The organism is Bradyrhizobium sp. LLZ17 (assembly GCF_041200145.1).
In the GTDB taxonomy this organism is placed as follows: Bacteria; Pseudomonadota; Alphaproteobacteria; order Rhizobiales; family Xanthobacteraceae; genus Bradyrhizobium.
In genome coordinates, this window is the sequence record NZ_CP165734.1 from 6,557,619 (window position 1) to 6,577,929 (window position 20,311).

General features: G+C 64.5%; 20 protein-coding genes and 3 pseudogenes. 10 read left to right on the forward strand and 13 right to left on the reverse strand.

Going from position 1 to position 20,311, the window contains the following annotated elements:
- The first annotated feature begins 6 nt into the window (after positions 1 to 6).
- Positions 7 to 1,604, forward strand: a pseudogene (locus AB8Z38_RS31480) (hypothetical protein).
- Between the two features lie 158 nt (positions 1,605 to 1,762).
- Here AB8Z38_RS31480 and AB8Z38_RS31485 read toward each other — a convergent pair.
- The 3 genes from AB8Z38_RS31485 to AB8Z38_RS31495 all read right to left on the reverse strand — a co-directional run bounded on the left by AB8Z38_RS31485 (position 1,763) and on the right by AB8Z38_RS31495 (position 2,796).
- On the reverse strand, positions 1,763 to 2,029 hold the full coding sequence (locus AB8Z38_RS31485) for a hypothetical protein (RefSeq protein WP_369721493.1): 267 nt from the start codon (positions 2,027 to 2,029) through the stop codon (positions 1,763 to 1,765).
- A gap of 269 nt (positions 2,030 to 2,298) precedes the next feature.
- Positions 2,299 to 2,526: a hypothetical protein gene (locus tag AB8Z38_RS31490; protein WP_369721494.1), complete on the reverse strand. Its 228-nt coding sequence runs from the start codon at positions 2,524 to 2,526 to the stop codon at positions 2,299 to 2,301.
- A 24-nt stretch (positions 2,527 to 2,550) separates the two neighbouring features.
- The gene (locus tag AB8Z38_RS31495) at positions 2,551 to 2,796 is read right to left on the reverse strand and encodes a hypothetical protein (protein WP_369721495.1); all 246 of its coding nucleotides are present in this window, start codon (positions 2,794 to 2,796) and stop codon (positions 2,551 to 2,553) included.
- Between the two features lie 142 nt (positions 2,797 to 2,938).
- Here AB8Z38_RS31495 and AB8Z38_RS31500 point away from each other — a divergent pair, with 142 nt between their 5' ends.
- Together AB8Z38_RS31500 and AB8Z38_RS31505 are read left to right on the forward strand one after the other, a co-directional pair.
- On the forward strand, positions 2,939 to 3,364 hold the full coding sequence (locus AB8Z38_RS31500) for a DUF5413 family protein (RefSeq protein WP_369721496.1): 426 nt from the start codon (positions 2,939 to 2,941) through the stop codon (positions 3,362 to 3,364).
- 58 nt (positions 3,365 to 3,422) lie between these two features.
- Complete coding sequence (locus AB8Z38_RS31505; protein WP_369726654.1) at positions 3,423 to 3,971, forward strand: DUF4112 domain-containing protein; 549 nt, start codon at positions 3,423 to 3,425, stop codon at positions 3,969 to 3,971.
- 362 nt (positions 3,972 to 4,333) lie between these two features.
- Here AB8Z38_RS31505 and AB8Z38_RS31510 read toward each other — a convergent pair whose 3' ends face one another.
- The 4 genes from AB8Z38_RS31510 to msrA all read right to left on the reverse strand — a co-directional run bounded on the left by AB8Z38_RS31510 (position 4,334) and on the right by msrA (position 6,268).
- Positions 4,334 to 4,627, reverse strand: a complete 294-nt coding sequence (locus tag AB8Z38_RS31510; RefSeq protein ID WP_148754538.1) for a hypothetical protein — start codon at positions 4,625 to 4,627, stop codon at positions 4,334 to 4,336.
- A gap of 212 nt (positions 4,628 to 4,839) precedes the next feature.
- Positions 4,840 to 5,004 carry a DUF3309 family protein gene (locus AB8Z38_RS31515; RefSeq protein ID WP_354140547.1) on the reverse strand — a complete coding sequence of 55 codons (165 nt, stop codon included), beginning with the start codon at positions 5,002 to 5,004 and terminating at the stop codon, positions 4,840 to 4,842.
- A gap of 107 nt (positions 5,005 to 5,111) precedes the next feature.
- Entirely contained in the window at positions 5,112 to 5,531 is a 420-nt protein-coding gene (gene msrB / locus AB8Z38_RS31520; protein WP_369721497.1) for a peptide-methionine (R)-S-oxide reductase MsrB, read from the reverse strand.
- Between the two features lie 32 nt (positions 5,532 to 5,563).
- Positions 5,564 to 6,268, reverse strand: a complete 705-nt coding sequence (gene msrA / locus AB8Z38_RS31525) for a peptide-methionine (S)-S-oxide reductase MsrA (protein WP_369721498.1) — start codon at positions 6,266 to 6,268, stop codon at positions 5,564 to 5,566.
- 248 nt (positions 6,269 to 6,516) lie between these two features.
- On the opposite strand from msrA, the gene AB8Z38_RS31530 reads away from it, so the two are divergent.
- Complete coding sequence (locus tag AB8Z38_RS31530; RefSeq protein WP_369721499.1) at positions 6,517 to 8,226, forward strand: caspase family protein; 1,710 nt, start codon at positions 6,517 to 6,519, stop codon at positions 8,224 to 8,226.
- A gap of 101 nt (positions 8,227 to 8,327) precedes the next feature.
- Here AB8Z38_RS31530 and AB8Z38_RS31535 read toward each other — a convergent pair whose 3' ends face one another.
- From AB8Z38_RS31535 to napE, 6 genes and pseudogenes are all read right to left on the reverse strand, one after another.
- On the reverse strand, positions 8,328 to 9,443 hold the full coding sequence (locus tag AB8Z38_RS31535; RefSeq protein WP_369721500.1) for an ATP-dependent RecD-like DNA helicase: 1,116 nt from the start codon (positions 9,441 to 9,443) through the stop codon (positions 8,328 to 8,330).
- A gap of 286 nt (positions 9,444 to 9,729) precedes the next feature.
- On the reverse strand, positions 9,730 to 10,383 hold the full coding sequence (locus AB8Z38_RS31540) for a NapC/NirT family cytochrome c (RefSeq protein WP_369721501.1): 654 nt from the start codon (positions 10,381 to 10,383) through the stop codon (positions 9,730 to 9,732).
- 7 nt (positions 10,384 to 10,390) lie between these two features.
- Positions 10,391 to 10,882, reverse strand: a pseudogene (locus AB8Z38_RS31545) (nitrate reductase cytochrome c-type subunit); the annotation flags it as partial.
- Positions 10,846 to 13,359: a nitrate reductase catalytic subunit NapA gene (napA, locus tag AB8Z38_RS31550; protein WP_369721502.1), complete on the reverse strand. Its 2,514-nt coding sequence runs from the start codon at positions 13,357 to 13,359 to the stop codon at positions 10,846 to 10,848. The gene napA and the pseudogene AB8Z38_RS31545, both read right to left, overlap by 37 nt.
- Positions 13,360 to 13,375: 16 nt before the next feature.
- Positions 13,376 to 13,705, reverse strand: coding sequence for a chaperone NapD (locus AB8Z38_RS31555; RefSeq protein WP_369721503.1), 330 nt, complete (start codon positions 13,703 to 13,705; stop codon positions 13,376 to 13,378).
- 25 nt (positions 13,706 to 13,730) lie between these two features.
- Complete coding sequence (napE, locus tag AB8Z38_RS31560) at positions 13,731 to 13,916, reverse strand: periplasmic nitrate reductase, NapE protein (protein WP_369721504.1); 186 nt, start codon at positions 13,914 to 13,916, stop codon at positions 13,731 to 13,733.
- Positions 13,917 to 14,114: 198 nt separating this feature from the next.
- Here napE and AB8Z38_RS31565 point away from each other — a divergent pair, with 198 nt between their 5' ends.
- The 6 genes and pseudogenes from AB8Z38_RS31565 (at position 14,115) to AB8Z38_RS31590 (ending at position 20,217) form a co-directional block, all read left to right on the forward strand.
- On the forward strand, positions 14,115 to 15,257 hold the full coding sequence (locus AB8Z38_RS31565) for a helix-turn-helix domain-containing protein (RefSeq protein WP_369721505.1): 1,143 nt from the start codon (positions 14,115 to 14,117) through the stop codon (positions 15,255 to 15,257).
- An 89-nt stretch (positions 15,258 to 15,346) separates the two neighbouring features.
- On the forward strand, positions 15,347 to 16,588 hold the full coding sequence (locus AB8Z38_RS31570; RefSeq protein ID WP_369721506.1) for an acyltransferase family protein: 1,242 nt from the start codon (positions 15,347 to 15,349) through the stop codon (positions 16,586 to 16,588).
- Positions 16,589 to 16,661: 73 nt separating this feature from the next.
- Positions 16,662 to 17,865, forward strand: a pseudogene (locus tag AB8Z38_RS31575) (LLM class flavin-dependent oxidoreductase).
- Positions 17,866 to 18,049: 184 nt separating this feature from the next.
- The gene (locus AB8Z38_RS31580) at positions 18,050 to 18,691 is read left to right on the forward strand and encodes a glutathione S-transferase family protein (protein ID WP_369721507.1); all 642 of its coding nucleotides are present in this window, start codon (positions 18,050 to 18,052) and stop codon (positions 18,689 to 18,691) included.
- 226 nt (positions 18,692 to 18,917) lie between these two features.
- Positions 18,918 to 19,211, forward strand: a complete 294-nt coding sequence (locus AB8Z38_RS31585) for an ASCH domain-containing protein (protein WP_369721508.1) — start codon at positions 18,918 to 18,920, stop codon at positions 19,209 to 19,211.
- Between the two features lie 226 nt (positions 19,212 to 19,437).
- Positions 19,438 to 20,217 (forward strand): helix-turn-helix transcriptional regulator, encoded by a 780-nt coding sequence (locus AB8Z38_RS31590; protein ID WP_369721509.1) that lies wholly within the window; start codon positions 19,438 to 19,440, stop codon positions 20,215 to 20,217.
- The last annotated feature ends 94 nt before the right edge of the window (positions 20,218 to 20,311 follow it).

The following is a 20,311-nucleotide window of genomic DNA, read 5'->3' on the forward strand; positions in this document are numbered from 1 at the left end:
GTTCAAATGGCTGATTACTATCCGCTGATCGCCCGCGCTATTTCCGCCCTGGACCCCAACGCTCCCGGCGAAAGCCGTCGCGCGCTCTATGAGCGGGCGCGCACGGCTCTGATCGCGCAGCTCCGCAGCGTGCAGCCGCCGCTCTCCGAATCCGAGATCACCCGCGAACGGCTGTCGCTGGAAGAGGCTGTCCGCAAGGTCGAGTCGGAGGCCGCCCAGCGCGCCCGCGAGGCCTCGCGTCCCGGCGGCGGTGCCCGCCCCGGCGGCAGCGGCGATGCGTTCCGCCGGGCCAGCGCCCGCGCCACTGAGGCTAACTCGCCTGCATCTTCTCAGCCGCCTGCTCCGCCGCGCGCGCGTCAGCCCGCACCGCCGCCGCCGCGCAACGACCGCCCGCCACTCGGCGGTGACGACCAGGGCGATGCCCAGCGTCCGCCGCGTGCTCCTCGTTTCGACGCGCCGCGCCAGCCGCCTCCGCCGGAGCAGCCACCGCCGGCCGGGCGTGATCGCTCTGCCCCGCGCCGCCCGCAGGATGCCGGACCGCCGCCGCCGCCGGCCCCTGGCGTGCGCGGCTTTCGCGACATCACCGCCGACGTCAATGATCTCGGCGGCGCCGCCGCGCAGGCCAGCCGCGCCGCGCGCCGCACTTACGCCAACGTGCCCTCGCCCTCGCCGGAATTCGACCGGCTCGAGCCGAGCCTGGAAAATCGCGCGGCCGAGCCGGACGCGCCTTATTCCTATGACGAGTCGGTCGAGGAGGCGGAGCGCTATACGCCGCGGCAGTCCTCGGGTCGCCCGCACATCCCCGTCCTCGGCCGCGATGCCAAGAAGGCCAAGCGCGGCTCGATCTTCCCGTTCAAGAGCGCAATCGCCATCGGCATCGTGCTGATCCTGGTCGGCGCCGGCATTCTCTGGGGCAAGTCATTGGTCCAGACCGCGAGCGGTCTGTTCAAGTCCTCGCCGACCCAGGTGGTGGAGGCGCCCAAGGACACTTCGCAGCCGCAGAGCAAGCCCAAGATCCCGGATCGCGTCGGCCAGCCTTCGGCGAGCGACCAGCCGGTCGCGCCGGTGGCGCAGAAGGTCGTGCTCTATGACGAGGATCCGTCCGATCCCAAGGGCAAGCAATATGTCGGCTCGGTGGTGTGGCGGCTCGAGCCGATCAAGGCGTCCGGCAACCAGAAGGCCGACGTCGCGGTGCGCGCCGACATCGACATTCCCGAACGCAAGTTCAAGATGACGATGTCGTTCCGCCGCAACACCGACCCTCGCTGCCGGCGAGCCATACCGCGGAATTGACCTTCGTCCTGCCGCCGGATTTTCCGGGCGGCAGCGTCTCCAACGTGCCGGGCATCCTGATGAAGTCGAACGAGCAGGCGCGCGGAACGCCGCTCGCGGGCCTCGCGGTCAAGGTCACCGACGGCTTCTTCCTGGTCGGCCTCTCCAACGTCGATGCCGACCGCAGCCGCAATATCCAGCTCCTGAAGGAGCGTTCCTGGTTCGACGTGCCGCTGGTCTACGCCAACCAGCGCCGCGCCATCATCGCCATCGAGAAGGGCGCCCCCGGCGAGCGCGCCTTCAACGACGCCTTCGCGCAGTGGGGCGACTAGAGCTCTTCTCTTCTCACCGAAGAAGGTCGTCATGCGCGGGCCTGTCCCGCCTGCGCGGCCGAAGCCGCTTCGGCGAGGCGAAGGCCCGGGCATCCACCTTGTGTCTTGGGCGAGGCGTCGATGGCCGGGACAAGCCCGGCCATGACGCTCAGGACAGTCTATTGCACGGCCGCTTCGCGCTTGCGCGATGCTGAGTGCTCGCGCTCCATCACGGCGCGGCAGCCGGGGCTGACCTGCGATTTGTTCCGCACCATGCATGCGGTGACCCGCGGGATATCCGGGATTTCACGGGAGCACAGCCGCATCGCATCGCCCGAGCACATCTGCTGCGCTTCGGACGAGAAGGCGAGGCTCGGCGTGGTCTGCAAGACGAGAGTAGCGCTGACGAAGGTGAACAGCGTGGCGATGATCTGTTGGCGTGTCATGTAGATAGGTCCCCAAGTTTGCCGCGGATCTGAGCCGCTTGATTTTTGGGGCGCCGCACGCGGCTTGCTTTGCCGCATGTCACAGCCATCACGCCAGGAGCCTAGTCCCGCATGTGGTGCTCGATCTCGGATGATGTTCAGATCGAAAAGTGCTGCGCCGCCCGAGCGAAGTATGCGCCATTGTCACGAGGCTGCAATGGGAGGCGCAAAGGAATTCGCGATTGTTGCGCCTTCGACACGTCGGTCGGCGTGTTCCGTGAAAAGTGGCGCTAAGGTGATGCGCTCGCCTCTTCCGTTTCGGCATCGCCGAGCGCCGCGGCGTGGTCTTCGACGGCGGTGACGCCCTTCGCGGTCAGCTCGAACAGATCGCCGTCCTTCATCACATAGCCCTCGGCGATCAGCTCGCCGATCTTGCCGTGCAGGTCGTCGGAAAACGCCACCGACTGGCTGATGTCCCGCAGGATCGAGAGCTGGTCGTCGCGCAGCATGTCCGACATTTTCAACCTCCGAGGGCTTGAGCCTCACATGCCGTGGCTCTCGAACACCTTGCTGCACGATCTGGACAGCTTGGCGCGGTTGGCTTGCAGGCAACCTTGCACCGCACCGTCATTGCCGAGGTCCTTGCGGCAGAGCCGCGAGGCGTCGCGCGAGCAGGCGCGCTGCTCCTGAGGCGAGCCCATATGGCCCTGCGCGCGCACGGGCGCGTTCGCCAAGCCACCGAGCGCCGTCAGTGTGATTGTCGCCAGCAAGAACAGGTTACGAGGCATCGTCAGCTCCAAATCCGGCAGGTAATTTCAACTCCTGTCTGAACTCGTCGCTTTGTCACTTGTTCCCCGAACGGCTCGCGACCCCGCTGTTCAAGGTTCCGGTCGCACTGCTATAAAACCCGCTGGATGTGAGGAGTCCTTAATGAAACGCTATCTGGTGTTTGCGCTGGTCGGTCCGTTCGTTGGCGGGTTCCTGCTGCTGCTGACGACGACCTACCAGTCCGGCTACTGGACCCAGACCAATCTCGGCGAGGTCGGCAAGCTGTTCGTGGTGTTCTTCAAGACCCTGCAATACAGCTATTTGTTCGGCTTCCTGCCGTCGCTGATGATCGGGGCGGTGGATGACATCCTGCTCCACGTCAGGCGTATCGGCCCGCTGCTGCGGATGCTGCTGGTGGGGCTGTTCGCCTTCATCCTGGCCGCGCTGACCTACGGCTCGCGCGGATCGGATCCGGGCGCGGTGCAGTTCATCCTGTACGGACTGGTCGGTCTCGTGCCGGCGATGCTTTCATCCTGGCTGGTGCATCGCTATGTCGAGGAGCCGCAGCAGGCCGCGGCGGCGACTTGAGCGCGACGTTCGGACGCTCCGGCGCAACCTCCGCCACGCTGGCGCGTTCTTGAAAGCCATGACGATGTCCGACGACGATATTCTTGCGCCGCGTAAACCTCGTTCCGGGGGCCGTTCCCGCGCGGGCGCCGAGCCGCGTGGGCCGATCATCGACCAGGAGGGCCATGAGATCCGGCCCGAGACGCTGGAGCAGGGATTTCGCGAGTTTCGTTTCGAGTTCGGCAAGGACAACCCGTTCGGTGCGAACCCTTTCGGCAATCTGACGCGGGAGCAGCGCATCGCGCGGCTCGAGGCCATCGCAAAGCTGCTCGATGTCGCCTTCGTTCTGCCGGGCACCAATATCCGTTACGGCATCGACGGGCTGATCGGGCTGATCCCGATCATCGGCGATCTCATCACCACCGCGATCTCGCTGTGGCTGGTGCGCGAGGCGCGCGCCCTGGGGGCGCCCTGGTATCTCACCGCGCGGATGCTCGGCAATGTCGCAGTCGATGGCGTGGTCGGCATGGTGCCGTTCGCGGGCGACGCCTTCGATGTGATGTTCCGCGCCAACATGCGCAACGTGCGCCTGTTGCGGCGCTGGCTCGACAAGCAGCCGCGCGTCTAGCGAGGTTGTTCGCCTCTCCCGCAAGCGGGAGGGCCATCGCATATGAGGCCGATTTCTCTGCGGCCATCCTTCGAGACGCCCGCCTTTGGCGGGCCCTCAGGATGAGGACCGAGTGTGCGGCAGCAATTTTAACGGGCTCCGATTGCCGCTTAGCCTCATCCTGAGGAGACCGCGAAGCGGTCGTCTCGAAGGACGAGGCGCGCGCTCAGGCCGGCCAGCAGCCATATCCGATAGCCCTGCCGCAAGCGCGGAGACGGAGAAGAAATAGCTCCGCAGAACGCGAAAAGCGCGACGACCGTTGGGTCGTCGCGCTTTCAGCGCACATGGGAAGGCTTGCGAAAAAGAAAGGCTTGCGAAAAAGCTTACGCCGCGTCGGCGTCGGCTTCCGCGACCGGCTCGGGCTTGCGGTGGCGGGGCAGGGGGAAGGCTTCGCTCTCGTAGAGCGAGCGGATGCCGTTCTGGTCGAAGCGCGCTTCCTCCACCTGAAGGTAGGCGCCGTTCAGCGAGTCCGTCGGCAACTGCTCCATTGCGAACTGCACGGCTTCGGCGGCGGTGCCGAACCGCCGATAGGTAAAGCCCGCCCGCTTCTTCTTGCGGATCGCGGCGGGGAAGAGTTCGGCGGAAGTGTTGAAGTTGAACGGACGCAGTGGACGCATGGTCAAAGACCTCGTGATCTTCTCTGGGGCTTTAAGCGCGTGGGGTTGAGGAGGGCGAAGACCCGATTGAGGGGCCCGCCCTGCGCATCATTTTCATCATCTAATATAGGCCGATTTGACAAAATTGCGACCCCTGAGATGGGAGATGATGAATCCACGCATGGCAGGCCCGCAACCGCGATAAATCAAATTATATCAACGTCTTAGATGGTTTACAGCTTGCCAAGAAGCAGCAGCACGATCAGCACCACGAGCACGACGCCACCGATCCCCATGCCGGAATGGCCCATACCGTAGCCATAACCGCCGATGCGGCCCGACCAGCCGCCCAGCAGATAAATGATCACCAGGATGATCAGGATGGTCCCGAGTGACATGGCTTCCTCCCTGGCGGCCGCCGAAGTGCGATGACCGGCCGCGCCGCCAGAGAAGAAAAGCACATCGCGCCGCCGGGTTCCACGTCGGAACCCGGCGGCGCGGGATGTTATTTCGGCTCGAGCTTCAGCGAAGCCGAATTGATGCAGTAGCGCAGGCCCGTCGGTCCGGGGCCGTCCGGGAAAACATGGCCCAAATGGCCGCTGCATTTGGAGCAGAGCACCTCGGTGCGGACCATGCCGTGGCTGACGTCCCGCTCTTCGTCGACATGGCTGTCGACGGCGGGCTGGGTGAAGCTCGGCCAGCCGCAGCCGGAATCGAACTTGGCATCGGACTCGAACAGCACGTTGCCGCAGCCGGCGCACACATAAGTGCCGGCGCGGTGGTCATGCTCATATTCACCTGAGAAGGGACGCTCGGTCGCCTTCTCCCGCAGCACGGCGTATTGCATCGGCGACAATTCCTGCCGCCACTGCTCCTCGCTCTTGATGACCTTGTCGCCTGTGGTTTTCGTCTTGGTGTCGGGCATGGGTCTCCCGTTTTTTCTCGATGATCTCGCGATCAGTTGGTGGCCTTGCTGGCACTCACCAGCGTCGGCTTCTCAATGTAGTTATCCGCGAACAGCTTTTTCAGGTTCTCGACCTTCGGGATGTCGTTATAGGCGATGTAGGGCTGGTTCGGGTGCAGCGTCAGATAGTCCTGGTGATAGGCTTCCGCCGGGTAGAACGCCTCCAGCGCGCCGACCTTGGTCACGATCGGCTTGCTGAAGACCTTGGCGCCGTTGAGCTGGGCGATATAGGCCTCCGCGACCTTCTTCTGCTCGTCGCTGGTGGTGAAGATCGCCGAGCGATATTGCGTGCCGCTGTCCGGGCCCTGGCGGTTGAGCTGGGTCGGGTCGTGCGCCACCGAGAAGTAGATCTGGAGGATCTTGCCGTAGGAGATTTTCTTCGGGTCGTACTTGATCTCGACCGACTCTGCGTGGCCGGTCGTCCCGGACGACACGGTGTGGTAGTCGGCGGTCGCCTTGCTGCCGCCGGCATAGCCGGAGACCGCGTTGACGACGCCCGCGGTGTGCTGAAACACGCCCTGCACGCCCCAGAAGCAACCGCCGGCAATCACCGCGGTCTGGATGCCGCTGGCGGGCGCTGCGTCCATCGCGGGGGCGGGGATGACGACTGCGTCCTCCGCGGCGCGGGTCGGTGCAGCAAAGGCCAGCGTCATGGCGGTGGTCGCGGCAAGCAGGGACAGGAGGGCGGGGCGGCGCATGGCGGATCCTCTTTTCCGAAGGTCTGACAGTCTAGGGCGGCCGAGGCTGAGCGAACAGCCTGCCCGGCGGCATTTGGTGACCTGAGATACGGGCCCCGCTTGCCGATGTTACGCCGGGACGGACACGAGTCCGTGAGAAACGCCGCCTGAGACGGCCCGGCTTGGCGAGACCGGGAACTCCGGGCTAGATGAACCGCCGCGATCGATGACCGACTTAAAAATGTGGTGGCTGGAGCTGACCTGACAACATGCTACGCGTCCTTGCCCTGACCTTTGTCATACTTGTCACCGGCGCCGCGATCGCCGCGGCCGAGCCGCCAGAGGGCGACGATCTCGCCACCTGCCGCGACCGCCAGGCGGAAACCCAGGCCCGTGCGACCGCCTGCGACAATCTGCTCAATGCCGATCGGGTCACCGGCAAGGACAAGGCGGTCGCGCTCGGCGTGCGCGGCAATACGCTGATCGGCAAGCACGACTACGATCATGCGATCGAGGTGCTCTCATCCGCCATCGAGGCCGATCCGGACAATGTCGTGATCGTCAACCTGCGCGGCGTCGCCTATGAGCGCAAGGGCCAGGACGATCTCGCGCTGGCCGACTACAACCTCGCCATCCGCAAGCGCGCGACTTACGGCGTTCCCTACAGCAATCGCGGCACCATTCAGCTGCGCAAGGGCGCGCTGCAAAGTGCGCTCGACGATCTGAACCTGGCGGTCAAATACGCGCCGAAATTCCTGTTCGGCTGGACCAACCGCGCGCGCGTGCGCACGCTGATGAAGGATTATGACGGCGCGCTGTCCGACTTCGCGGAAGCCGAGAAAATCGATCCGACCGCGCCGCAGATCGCCAGCAACCGTTGCGTCACTCATGGCCTGATGGGCAAATACGACCAGGCCTTCGCCGACTGCAACGGCCTGATCCAGAAGCAGCCGAAGAACCTGTACGCGACCAACAACCGCGGCGACGTCTTCCTGATGAAGGGCGACATCGATGCCGCGCTCAAGGACTACAACACCGTCCTGGCAGCCAATCCGAACAATGTGCGCGCCCATTCCGGTCGTGGCCAGGTGTTCGAGCAGAAGCACGACCTCGCCCAGGCGCGTGCCGATTATCGCTCGGCGGCCTATGCGTTGACGCCATTCGACGAGCTCGACGTCGCCCGCGCCCGCGCCAAGGCACAGGAGCGGCTTGCCGCACTGACGCCGCAGACGGCCGGGACTGTTGGCAATTCGCGCCGCATCGCGCTGGTGATCGGCAACGGTGCCTACAAGAACGTCCATGTGCTCGACAATCCGCCGCGCGATTCCAGGCTGATCGCAACCGTGCTGCGCGACGCGGGCTTCCAGAGTGTGACGGTCGCCAACGACCTGACCCGCGACAAGTTCTTCGAGACCTTGCGCGCCTTTGCGGCGGAAGCGGAGAAGGCGGACTGGGCCGTGGTCTACTATGCCGGCCATGGCTTCGAGATCGGCGGGGTCAATTATCTGGTGCCGATCGATACCAGGCTTGCCGCCGACAAGGATGCCGAGACCGAGGCCGTGGCGCTCGAGCAGGTGATCGCCGCGGTGGGCGGTGCGCACAAGCTGCGGCTGGTCATCCTCGATGCCTGCCGCGACAATCCGTTCGCGCCGACCATGCAGCGCACGCTGTCGCTGCAGCTGGTCGACAAGGGCTTTTCCAACATCGAGCCCGGCGCCGGCTTCATGGTGGTCTACGCCGCCAAGCACGGCGAGACCGCAATCGACAGCGACGGCGGCGCCGACAGTCCGTTCGCCACCGCGCTCGCCCGCGACATCAAGGAGCCGCGCGTCGAGGTCAGAAAACTGTTCGACATCGTCCGCGACGACGTCTGGTCCGCGACCAAGCACGCGCAGCAGCCCTTCACCTACGGCTCGCCGCCGGGGCGCGACGATTTCTATTTTATCGGGGGAAGTGATGTTTCGATGTTGGTGCTGTAGGGTGGGCAAAGGCGCGCTCTTGCGCGCCGTGCCCACCATCTCTCCACAGACGCAATAACGGTGGGCACGCTTCGCTTTGCCCACCCTACGGCAGCGCGGCTTCACACCACGATGCTCAACCGTTTCGCCGCCCGCGTAATTCCCGTGTAGAGCCACCGCGCTCGGCTCTCTCCGAACGCAAAGCTCTCGTCGAACAGCACGACGTCGTCCCATTGCGAGCCCTGCGATTTGTGCACGGTTAGGACGTAGCCGAAGTCGAACTCGTCGTAAGGCTTGCGCTGCTCCCAGGCGATCGCCTCGACGCCGCCCTCGAAACAGTCGGCGCGCACCGAGACCTTGGTCACCTTGTGCCCGAGATCCTCGTCGGGCGACAGCCGCATACTGAGGATGCGCGATTTCGAGCGCGAGGTGTTGCGTGATTTCACGCGCCACAGGCCGCCGTTGAACAGGCCCTTCTTGCGGTTGTTGCGCAGGCAGACCAGTTTGTCGCCCGCGACCGGGAAGGTGTCCTCGATGTTCTGGCGCTGGCGGAAGCGGGTGTTGTAGGCGCGGCGGGTGTTGTTGCGGCCGACCAGGATCTGGTCGGCGCTCATGACGCGGTCGGGGTCGAGCTCTTTGCGCGACACCACTTCGCTCTCGCCGTAGCGGCCGATGTCGAGTTCGCGCCCCTCGCGGATGTCCATCGACATCCGCACGATCGGATCGTCCTGCGCCTGCCGGTGCACTTCGGTGAGCATCGCGTCGGGTTCGGTGTTGGTGAAGAAGCCGCCGCCCTGGATCGGCGGCAGCTGCGCGGGATCGCCCAACACAAGCAGCGGACATTCGAACGACATCAGGTCGCGACCGAGCTCAGCATCGACCATCGAGCATTCGTCGATCACGATCAGCTTGGCCTTGGACGCCGGCGCGTCGTCCCAGAGCTCGAAGCTCGGCTGCTCCTCGCCGGATTCGCGGGCGCGGTAGATCAGGGAATGGATGGTGGAGGCCTCGTCGCAACCCTTGTTGCGCATCACCAGCGCGGCCTTGCCGGTGAAGGCGGCGAACTTCACCTCGCCGTCGACGCCGTCGGCGATGTGCCGCGCCAGCGTGGTCTTGCCGGTGCCGGCATAGCCGAACAGGCGGAACACCGGCGGCGTGCCGTTACGGCCGGGCTTGGCCTTGAGCCAATCGCCGACGGCTTTCAGCGCGGCATCCTGATGCGGGGTGAATGTGGGCATTTGTGTCTTGAGAAAGGGCGAAATCGAAGCGATCTGCCACCCCCAAAACTAACCATTAGCCCCGCTGGTTCAAGCGCGGGACAATCGCATTAAGGCCCTTTGTCTGCGGACCATCCTTCGAGACACCCGCCCTTGGCGGGCCCTCAGGATGAGGACGGAGTGCGCGGCAGCAGTTTCGGCAGGCGAGATACCGCCTAGCCTCATCCTGAGGAGACCGCAAAGCGGTCGTCTCGAAGGACGAGGCGCTCGCTCAGGCCGCGCCAGGAAGTCAGATGGGAGACCATCCCTATTGCCAGCCGGGAACGCCGCGCATGTCGGGCAGGTGGTGGGCGATGCCCTTGTGGCAGTCGATGCAGGTCTTCTCTCCCGTGAACAGGAAGCGCTGGTGCGCCACCGAGGCCCTCGGCGACTGTTTGGTGATGTCCATGGAATCGGCGCTGTGGCAGTTGCGGCATTCCAGCGAATCATTGGCCTTGAACCGCGCCCATTCATGCGCCGCAAGCTCGAGCCGGTGATCCAAAAACTTCTCGCGGGTGTCGATCGTGCCGAACAGCTTGCCCCAGACCTCCTTGGAGGCCTGCATCTTGCGCGCGATCTTGTCGGTCCAGTTGTGCGGCACGTGGCAGTCCGGACAGGTGGCGCGCACGCCGGAGCGGTTGCTGAAATGGATGGTCGATTTCAGCTCGGCGAAGACGTTCTCGCGCATCTCGTGACAGCCGGTGCAGAATTTCTCGGTGTTGGTGAGCTCCAGCGCGGTGTTGAAGCCGCCCCAGAAGATCACGCCGGCGGCGAAACCCGCCAGCACCAGCACGCCGAGCCCGAACACCGAGCTCGGCCGGATCAGCACCTGCCAGAGCTCGCGCGCGAAATCCAGACCCCGCGCGATCAATCCGCGTTTCGCCTTCACCCTCTCGTTGGGCTCGTCGGCGGTGGCGGTCATCGCCGGCCCCGGGGCTTGCGCGCGACAGCAGCGTGTCGATGTCGGTGAAATCATTGCTGATGGGCGGCGTGGCGGTGTTCTGCGGCACGTGACATTCGGTGCACCAGAACCGCCGCGGCGAGATCGAAGCCAGGAACTGGCCGTCGCGATCCATGAAATGCGTGATCGAGACCATCGGCGCCTGCGATTCCGCGATGCGTGCCCGCGCATGGCAGGACAGGCACTTGTTGCCGTTGAGGTCGATCTGGTAGCCGTCGATAGTGTGCGGGATCACCGGCGGCTGCTCGGGATAATTGCGAACCTCCCGCTCGGATGTATTGCGATTCGGCAGCATCGGCGGCGCCGGACCCTCGTCATTGAGCGACGTCGGGCCGCGCAGGCCTGATGTCACCGTCTGCGCGGTCAGCGAGCTCGCCCCGGCGGCAATCGCGAACGCGATCAGCACAATTGCAACTCGTCTGGTCATGACAGCCCCACCCGCTCGATGCGCACCGCGCATTTCTTGAAGTCAGCCTGCAAAGAGATCGGATCGGTGGCGTCGAGCGTCACCTTGTTGATCAGCTTGGATCTGTCGAACCACGGCACGAACACCAGGCCGCGCGGCGGCCGGTCGCGGCCGCGGGTCTCGACCCTGGCGCGGATAAAGCCGCGGCGGGACACCACCCTGACCTCGTCGCCGCGTCGGATCTTTGCGTCCTGGGCATCGTCGGGATGCATGAAGCACACGGCTTCGGGGAACGCCTTGTAAAGCTCGGGCACGCGGCGCGTCATGGTGCCGGAATGCCAGTGCTCCAGCACGCGGCCGGTCGAGAGCCAGAACGGATAATCGTTGTCGGGTGATTCCGCCGCCGGCTCGTAGGGCAGCGCGAAGATGCGCGCCTTGCCATCGGGGTAACCATAGAACTGCACGTCGGCGCCCTGCTTGACGTAGGGGTCGCTGCCCTCGCGGAAGCGCCACTTCGTCTCCTGGCCGTTGACGACCGGCCAGCGCAGGCCGCGCTCGCGGTGATAAGTCTCGAACGGCGCGAGGTCGTGGCCGTGGCCGCGACCGAACGAGGCATATTCCTCGAACAGCCCCTTCTGCACGTAGAAGCCGAACGCCTTCGACTCCTCATTGAGATAGCCCTGCTCGATCTCCGAGCTCGGAAACTTGTCGACCTGACCGTTGCGATAGAGCACGTCGAACAGCGTCTTGCCGCGAACCTCCGGCATCTTGGCGATCAGCTCCTCGGGCCAGACCTCCTCGATCTTGAACCGCTTGGAGAATTCCATCAGCTGCCAGAGGTCTGATTTCGCCTCGCCCGGCGCGGTGACGAGCTGGTGCCAGAACTGCGTGCGCCGCTCGGCATTGCCGTAGGCGCCTTCCTTCTCGACCCACATCGCCGTCGGCAAAATGAGATCGGCCGCGAGTGCCGTCACGCTCGGATAGGAATCCGAGACCACGATGAAATTGTCGGGATTGCGGAAGCCCGGATAAGTCTCCTCGTTGGCGTTGGGGCCGGCCTGGAGATTGTTGTTGACCTGCACCCAATAGGCGTTGATCAGGCCGTCCTTCAGCATCCGGCTTTGCAGCACGGCGTGAGCGCCGGGTTTGTCGGGGATGGTGCCCTCGGGCAGCTTCCAGATGTGCTCGGCCTTGTCGCGGTGCTCCTTGTTGGTCACGACCATGTCGGCGGGCAGGCGGTGCGAGAAGGTGCCGACCTCGCGCGCGGTGCCGCAGGCCGAGGGCTGGCCGGTCAGCGAGAACGGGCTGTTGCCGGGCGAGGCGATCTTCCCGGTCAGAAGATGGATGTTGTAGACGAGGTTGTTGCACCAGACGCCGCGGGTGTGCTGGTTGAAGCCCATGGTCCAGAACGAGACCACTTTTGTGTTCGGATCCGCGTAGAGCTCGGCCAGCGCTTCCAGCCGGTTGAGCGGTACGCCCGACATTTCGGCGGCCTTCTCCAGCGTATAGTCCGAGACGAACTTGACGTACTCGTCATAGCTCATCTCGGTGGAGTCGTTGGCCTTCGCCGCGCCGGTGGCCTTCTTCTGCAGCGGATGCTCGGGCCGCAAGCCGTAGCCGATATCGGTCTGTCCGCGCCGGAAAATGGTATGCGCGGCCACGAAGTCCTTGTTGACGCGGCCGGTCTTGATGATGTGGTTGGCGATAGCGTTGAGCAAATAGAGGTCGGTCTGCGGCTTGAACACCATGCCGATATCGGCGAGGTCAAAGGATCTGTGCTCGAAGGTCGAGAGCACGGCGACGCGGACATGCGGCGCGGTGAGCCGGCGGTCGGTCAGGCGCGTCCACAGGATCGGATGCATCTCCGCCATGTTGGAGCCCCACAGCACGAAGGCATCGGCGGCTTCGATGTCGTCATAGCAGCCGGCCGGCTCGTCGATGCCGAAGGTGCGCATCATGCCGGCCACGGCGGACGCCATGCAGTGCCGCGCATTGGGGTCGATGTTGTTGGTGCGGAAGCCGGCCTTGAACAGTTTTGAGGCGGCGTAGCCTTCCCAAATCGTCCACTGGCCGGAGCCGAACATGGCGACGCCGTTCGGCCCACGCTTCTTGAACGCCTCCTTCCACTTCACTTCCATGATGTCGAAGGCTTCGGTCCACGACACCGGCGTGAACTCGCCGTTCTTGTCGTACTTGCCGTTGGCCTTGCGCAGCATCGGCTGGATCAGGCGGTCATGGCCGTACATGATTTTGGACAGGAAGTAGCCCTTGACGCAGTTGAGGCCGCGATTGACCTCGGCCTTGATGTCACCGTGGGTGGCGACCACGCGGTTGTCCTTGGTCGCGACCATCACCGAGCAGCCGGTGCCGCAGAAGCGGCAGGCGGCCTTGTCCCATTTCAGTTCGGCCGTCTCGCGCTCGGTGACGAGATTGGCGGGGAGCGCCGGCGCCGGCATGCCGGCCGCGACGGCTGCAATCGCGGCGGCTTCGAGCTTCAGCATTTGGCGGCGGTCGAGCTTCGGCGATGTCATGATGGCTCTCCGGCCGTTAGGTCGTTTCGATGGCGTGAAACACCAGCGCCGCGGAATAGACGTTCGGCAGCGACTGGATAGTGTTGAGCATGGTGCCGAGGCTGCCGGCGTCCGGCGCTTCGGTGACGACGACGAGCTTTCCGCGCGGGTCGCGGCCGTGGATTTCGCAGCCGGGAAGCGCGACGATCGCGGTCTCGACCTCGGCAAGGCGTTCGGGACGCGCCTGCACGATGATGCTGGCGATCTCGTATCCCGGCGGCGGGATGATGCGGTCAGCGCCGAGCACCCGGCCGGTGATCAATGCGCGGCGGTTGAGTGTGGCTTTGCTGAGTGAGGCTTGGGCCATGATGCCTGTCTTTCGCTGTGCGGGATCAATGCGGGGAGGGCGGTGGGCCGGGCGGACCTGCGACCATCTGGTAGATCCAGACGCCGAGCCCGTATGAGCCGACCGTTCCGACCGCGAGGACGGGCATCACGACCGCGGTCAGGAACAGGAACGCAAAGATCTCCATGCGCCTACGGCGCACGCGCCCATGCGTGTCGTCAGGGGCCGACATATCCGCTCTCGCTGAATTTTGGGAAATCGGGACGGCATCCGGGCCGTTGCCTTGCTGCACTTTTGATGCATTCGGGCCGCCGCGGCGTTGATCTGGATCAATCCGTCGATTGGCGACGATCGCGGCCGCAATGTCCGCAAGCACAAGTCCGGGTTGTGCCCGCGCGGAGGCGGTGCGAGAGTTGGCGTCTAACGGGGAATGCAGATTGTGAACGGGATGGGGCTCACGGCCATCGATCTCGGACTGCGCGGCGCGACCAGCGGCGTGTTCCTGATGATCATTCTGGTGGCGCTGCTGCGCCGTGGCACCAGCCAGCAGGGTTTGCTGGGCATGGCCATGTCGGCCGGCGGCGTGTTCTATGCGATCGCGACCGCGCCTTTGTTTCCAAAATCCTCGTGGTGGTGGGTGCTGCCGATCCTGTCGGCGCAACCCGCCGTGTTCTGGATGTGGGCGCGCGCGGCGTTCGACGACGATTTCGTCCTCAGGCGATGGCACGGCGCCCTGTGGCTGAGCATCGTGGCTTTGGGGTTCGCGATCACGCTGAGCTGGGCGCACTGGCCCGCTTTGGCCGGGGCCGGCGGTCGAGTCCTGGCGTTGGTCTGCCTGGCACTGGCTCTCGCGGCCGCGGTGCAGACGGTCAAGACCTGGCGTGCCGATCTGGTCGCGCGCCGCCGCCGGCTGCGGCTGGCCATGCTGGCGATCAATGTTGGGCTGATCGCGGCCGTCGCCGGCGCCGGCTTCGCCGCGATTCCCGTTGCGCTGCCCGGCGCGCCCGGCAGTCTTCCGACCGCGCTCGGCCTGTTCGTCGTGGCGATGCTCGCCGGACTGGGCGCTTTCGCCACCCAGCCGGCCGTGCCCGTCGACGCCACGGCGGCAATCGCATCCAGCGCGCGCGGCGCCGCTCGTGCTCCCACGGGATCGGTCGTGGTCGATCCGATCCTGCTGCGGCGTCTCGACCATCTGATGACGATCGAGCGAACCTACCGACAGGAGGGGCTTGCGATCGGGGCGCTGGCGGCACGGCTCGACGTTCCCGAGCATCGGCTGCGCCAGGCGATCAACGAAGGCCTGGGCTATCGCAATTTCAATGCGTACCTCAATCACTATCGGATCGAGGATGCCAGGCTGGCGCTGTCCGATTTGGCGCAACGGGAGGTCCCGGTGCTGACCATCGCCATGGATGCCGGCTTCCAGTCGATCGGGCCTTTCAATCGCGCATTCAAGGCCGAGACCGGCGTGACTCCGACCGAATTCCGGCGCGAGGCGTTGAGCCGGCCGCAAACGGCGCCGGACCAGGAGCGCCCTCTCCAAACCAGCCAGCCGCGCCGAGAAATCGGCTAGCCGATTTTTGGATTGGGCGAGAGAGTCCTGAGGCCATCAAGCAGACTGCCGGCAGGAAAAAGCTCTTCTCCAGCAAGCCGAGCCCGTCCATGTCTCCTTTGACCAACATCGTCCCCTCCGCACCGGAACGCCTGCATGCGCTTGATGCGGTCAGGGCTCTTGCCCTCCTGCTCGGCATCGTCCTGCACGCGACGCTGTCGTTTGTGCCGGCGTCGCCCCGGTTCTGGATCATCCAGGACACCCATCCAAGCCTGGTCCTGGGTTTGCTGTCCTTCACCATCCACGTCTTCCGGATGACGACGTTCTTCCTGATGGCGGGTTTCTTCGCCCGCATGAGCTTTCATCGCCGCGGGCCCTGGGACTTCGTCAAGGACAGGCTGCAGCGGATCGGGCTGCCGCTCGTGATCGCCTGGCCGCTCGTGTTCGCGCCGATGGCGCTGGTCGTGATCTGGGCATCCGGCTTTCCGAATGGCGGTCTGACCCACCCCACGTCCAGCTGGCTACCGGCATTGCCGAATTTCCCCCTGACCCACCTCTGGTTTCTGTATGTGCTGCTGGAGCTCTACGTCGCCATGCTGCTGCTCCGCGCCGCGATCGTCTGGCTTGACGCCTCCGGCACATTCCGAACGGTCCTAGATCGTCTGTTTGCGCGGATCATGCGAAATCCCCTGGCGCCCCTGGTTCTGGCAATCCCGATCGGCGTTGCTTTCAGTCTCGACCAACGCTGGATCAGCGCGATGGGCGTGAGGACGCCGGATCAATCGCTTGTCACCAACGCGCAGGCGTGGATCGGCTTCGGCACTGCCTTCGGGGTCGGATGGCTGCTGCATCGGCAGGCCGATCTGCTGCGGATCCTGGAGCGACGCTGGCTGTGGAATCTCCTGGCGGCGATAGGCCTGATCCTGATCAGCTACCTGCTCGCCGGCGTCATCACATCGGCGCCGGGCGCACCAAGGCTGCCGTTCCGGTCCGATACGCTGCGGCTGGTCTCGGTCATGCTTTACGCACCGGCCATATGGATCGCGACGTTTGCGATCATCGGCGTCGCGCTCCGGTTCATGTCCGGCTTCAGCCCGACGCGACGCTATCTCGCCGATGCGTCCTACTGGCTCTACCTGATCCACATGCCGATCGTGATGGCGCTCCAGGTCGCGCTGTCGCAACTCGACTGGCCCGGGCTGGTCAAGTTCGACATGATTCTCATCGTCGCGATTCCGCCGATGCTGGCGAGCTATCACCTGCTGGTGCGCTTCACCTTCATCGGCGTGGTCCTGAATGGCCGCCGCGCCGAAAAGCGCATCCTCCCGCAAGGCGGAATTGCGACTGCGTAGACAGCGCCGTCCCACGCATTAAGATGCCCGCAACAAAAACAAGCAGGCAAGAAAATGTGGGAGAGATGGCGTCATGAAGTTCGGCATCTTCTATGAGCTGCAACTGCCACGGCCGTGGGTGGCGGGCGACGAGCTCAAGCTCTACCAGAACGCGCTTTCGCAGCTCGAGCTCGCCGACAAGGTCGGCTACGACCACGCCTGGGTCGTCGAGCATCATTTCCTCGAGGAATATTCGCACTCGCCTTCGCCGGAATCCTTCCTCGCCGCCGCCAGTCAGCGCACGCAGAACATCCGGCTTGGCCACGGCATCCTCCAGCTCACCACCAATCATCCGGCGCGCGTCGCCGAGCGCGTCGCGGTGCTCGACCTGCTCTCCAACGGACGCTGCGAATTCGGCATGGGCGAGAGCGCCTCCATCACCGAGCTGACACCGTTCGGCCGCGACATGGAGACCAAGAAGGAGGTGTTCGAGGAGGCCGTCGCCGCGATCTTCCCGATGTTCAAGGACGCAGGCAGCGAGCACCACGGCAAGCATTTCGATATCCCTTTGCGCAATGTCGTACCGAAGCCGGTGCAGAAGCCGCATCCACCGCTGTGGATGGCCTGCTCGCAGCTGCCGACCATCGAACGCGCCGGCCGCCACGGCTTTGGCGCGCTCGGCTTCCAGTTCGTCAGCGCCGATGCCGCGCATGCCTGGGTCCACGCCTATTACAACGCGATCACCAAGCGCCTCACCAAGCTCGCCGACTATGAAATCAATCCGAACATGGCGCTGGTGTCGTTCTTCATGTGCGCCAAGACCGATGAAGAGGCGCGTGCGCGTGCCGACGGCGCCACCTTCTTCCAGTTCGCGCTGCGTTTCTATGGCGCCGCGCAGAACCGCCAGCGTCCCGCGCCCTACACCATCAATATGTGGGACGAGTACAACAAGTGGAAGCGCGACAATCCGGAGGCGCAGGAGGCCGCGCTGCGCGGTGGCCTGATCGGCTCGCCCGAGACGATCCGCAGGAAGCTGAAGCGATTCCAGAGCTCGCATATCGACCAAGGTCATCCTGCTCAATCAAGCGGGCAAGAACAGCCACGAGCACATATGCAGATCGCTGGAGCTGTTCGGCCGCGAGGTGATGCCTGAGTTCCAGAACGATCCCGCGCAGGCGGCCTGGAAGAAGGGTGTCATGAGCGGCGAGATTAAGCTCGAGGAGATCGACACCGAGGCTTTCACCGACCGCTACGGCAAGCTCGCGATCAGCGTCGCGCCGGCGAAGGCGGCGGGGTAGGGGATCTCCAAACGGACATCGCGCGCTCTGGCGTGCCTACCTGAACCCACAAGGTGAGAAGGACCGGCGCTGCACGATGCCGTGTATTCGACGAGCCTTGTGCAAGTGCGAGCCATAGCAGTATGCGTAGTCATTCTCGCTCCTGCGAATTGAAGCACTTGAGCCAACGTAAGGACGCTCAACTATGCTCACTGTCTTTGGCGAAGGTCGTGGGTTCCGTGTCGTTTGGCTGCTCGAGGAATTGGGGATGGCTTATCGGCTGCGCCCGGTCGATCTCCTCGCTGTCGAGAATGATCCCGATTTTCTTGCGATCAACCCGGCCGGCTTTATCCCGGCGCTACAGGACGGTGAGACGATCATGGTCGAATCGATCGCGATCCTCGAATACCTGCTCGCCCGCCACGGCTCGAGCCCGCTCGCCGTCGCCCCGGATGATCCGGCTTTCGCCGCCTATCTGCAATTCCTCCATTTGGGAGAGGCTGGGCTCGCTGGGCCAATGAACGCCGTCTTCGTCGGTCGCGCACTCGCGCCGGAAGCAGAACGAAACGCCCGGGTCACGAGCTGGGCACTGGAGACCTTTCATGGCCGGCTGGCATTGGTCATCCAGCGTCTCTCAAATCATCCATTTCTCGCCGGGGACAAGTTCACCGCTGCCGACATTTCAGTGAGCTACGCTCTCCTGCTTGGTCTGCGAACCGGCAACTATACTCCGGGTTCAGTCGAGCGTGCCTATCTCGCCTGCACGACCACACGCCCCGCCTACGCCCGAGCGATGGAAACCTGCCAAGCCACCAAAGCCTGGGCGGAGCGATCACCGAAATTGTAACTGCCACTGCGGCCGCAAGGACGGTAATCAGCGGCCGAATTTAATGACGTTGTGCGCCCCCACGGGTCCGGTCCCAATAGCGGCATTCTCCAGAACAACGTCGGCGTCTGCGGCGAGCGCCGCTGATCGTCTGATTGTGGATGCGTGCTCCGGGCGTGTAGCGCCGCGTGTCGCCCGGTCGCGTTGCGTCTTGACACCCTTAAACACGAGCATCAGTGTTTCGCCAATGGACTGGCATAGTCTCGAGACGTTTTCCTTCGGTGATAGTCCTGATCTCGCCGACAGGCTCCTTGAGCTGGTTCTTGCGGGAGCCAAGCGTGCGACCTGCTGGGCGGAAAGTCAGGGTCTTCTATCGGCGGAAGTCGGAAAATTGATGGTCGTTGTCGATGGACAAGGCGTTCCGAAAGCCGTTCTCAAGACCATCGAGCTCACGAAGCGACGCTTCGATGAAGTCGATGAGGCGTTTGCCTATGACGAAGGTGAAGGACCGCTCCTTGCAGTATTGGCGCGAGGCGCATAAGCGGTATTTCATCCGGCTCGGACGCTACGCGCCGGATATGACGCTCTGGTGTGAACGCTTTGAGCTCGTCGAGCGCATTGGTTCGGCTTGATCCCCATTCGCTTCCCGAACCGTTAGCGTTGCTGCGCAGGCCCAGCACCCATCGGGCCGCATATCCCGGCGACTTCCGTCTTCCGGCGCGCTGCCATTGCTGCTAAATTTCGCAAAACGCGACAGGGAGAGAACGATGCGGCCTCACGGGACGGCCCTGAATCCGGCCCCAGCCGATGTTACGCCCGCGGTGCTTGCCATTGGCCGCGCGGATTTCCCTAACATCCTGATCGACACGCTGCGCAGGCAGGCCGGCGTCGGCCATTGCATGGTGTTCGCGTTGACGCGCGCCGGTGCGACGAGCTGCCTGCTCAATGCCGGCAACATCCCGACCGGCGGCGATCTCGGTGCCGCCTATGCCGGGCAGTTCCACGAATCCGATCCCAATCGCGATGCGCTGTTCGAAGATGAGGGCCGCGCCCCCATCGTGCTGCCGGCCTTTGCGCCGCGCATGTACGGCGCACGCTACCGGAAGATATTCTTCAACAATTCCGGCATCGTCGACAAATGCGCGACCGCGATCTGGGTCGAGGACACCTGCTTCTACGTGAATTTCTACCGCATCGCCGCCCAGGGCCGCTTCGGCGATGTCGAGCGCGCGCGGCTCCATGCCATTGCGCCGGCGATCGGCGCAAGCGTCGCACGCCACTTCCAGCACAGTCCGCTCGACCAGAATCTCGCCGCGCTGTTTGCGACCCGCGCGCCACTCGCCGATCTCACGAACCGCGAGCAGCAGGTCTGCCGGCGTATCCTGCTCGGCTTCAGCTCCGAGGCGATTTCGCAGGCGCTCGGCATCAGCCTGCATTCGACCCTGACCTATCGCAAGCGCGCCTATGAGCGGCTCGGCATCTCCTCGCAGAACGAATTGTTCGCCATCGTGCTGCGCCTGCTCGCGGGGCCGCGGAGCCTGAACTGAGGGTACGCCAACTCTGGGATTCTCGCTTCCGAACTGGGCCAGCTCGACCGGATATGGCGCCACGCGGCCACGGTCGACGCGAATGACCCAAAGC

Coding starts and splice junctions, on each gene's coding strand:
- AB8Z38_RS31485 (WP_369721493.1), bottom strand. CDS start 2,029: ATGACACGCCAACAGATCATCGCCACGCTGTTCACCTTCGTCAGCGCT.
- AB8Z38_RS31490 (WP_369721494.1), bottom strand. CDS start 2,526: ATGTCGGACATGCTGCGCGACGACCAGCTCTCGATCCTGCGGGACATC.
- AB8Z38_RS31495 (WP_369721495.1), bottom strand. CDS start 2,796: ATGCCTCGTAACCTGTTCTTGCTGGCGACAATCACACTGACGGCGCTC.
- AB8Z38_RS31500 (WP_369721496.1), top strand. CDS start 2,939: ATGAAACGCTATCTGGTGTTTGCGCTGGTCGGTCCGTTCGTTGGCGGG.
- AB8Z38_RS31505 (WP_369726654.1), top strand. CDS start 3,423: ATGACGATGTCCGACGACGATATTCTTGCGCCGCGTAAACCTCGTTCC.
- AB8Z38_RS31510 (WP_148754538.1), bottom strand. CDS start 4,627: ATGCGTCCACTGCGTCCGTTCAACTTCAACACTTCCGCCGAACTCTTC.
- AB8Z38_RS31515 (WP_354140547.1), bottom strand. CDS start 5,004: ATGTCACTCGGGACCATCCTGATCATCCTGGTGATCATTTATCTGCTG.
- msrB (WP_369721497.1), bottom strand. CDS start 5,531: ATGCCCGACACCAAGACGAAAACCACAGGCGACAAGGTCATCAAGAGC.
- msrA (WP_369721498.1), bottom strand. CDS start 6,268: ATGCGCCGCCCCGCCCTCCTGTCCCTGCTTGCCGCGACCACCGCCATG.
- AB8Z38_RS31530 (WP_369721499.1), top strand. CDS start 6,517: ATGCTACGCGTCCTTGCCCTGACCTTTGTCATACTTGTCACCGGCGCC.
- AB8Z38_RS31535 (WP_369721500.1), bottom strand. CDS start 9,443: ATGCCCACATTCACCCCGCATCAGGATGCCGCGCTGAAAGCCGTCGGC.
- AB8Z38_RS31540 (WP_369721501.1), bottom strand. CDS start 10,383: ATGACCGCCACCGCCGACGAGCCCAACGAGAGGGTGAAGGCGAAACGC.
- napA (WP_369721502.1), bottom strand. CDS start 13,359: ATGACATCGCCGAAGCTCGACCGCCGCCAAATGCTGAAGCTCGAAGCC.
- AB8Z38_RS31555 (WP_369721503.1), bottom strand. CDS start 13,705: ATGGCCCAAGCCTCACTCAGCAAAGCCACACTCAACCGCCGCGCATTG.
- napE (WP_369721504.1), bottom strand. CDS start 13,916: ATGTCGGCCCCTGACGACACGCATGGGCGCGTGCGCCGTAGGCGCATG.
- AB8Z38_RS31565 (WP_369721505.1), top strand. CDS start 14,115: ATGCAGATTGTGAACGGGATGGGGCTCACGGCCATCGATCTCGGACTG.
- AB8Z38_RS31570 (WP_369721506.1), top strand. CDS start 15,347: ATGTCTCCTTTGACCAACATCGTCCCCTCCGCACCGGAACGCCTGCAT.
- AB8Z38_RS31580 (WP_369721507.1), top strand. CDS start 18,050: ATGCTCACTGTCTTTGGCGAAGGTCGTGGGTTCCGTGTCGTTTGGCTG.
- AB8Z38_RS31585 (WP_369721508.1), top strand. CDS start 18,918: ATGGACTGGCATAGTCTCGAGACGTTTTCCTTCGGTGATAGTCCTGAT.
- AB8Z38_RS31590 (WP_369721509.1), top strand. CDS start 19,438: ATGCGGCCTCACGGGACGGCCCTGAATCCGGCCCCAGCCGATGTTACG.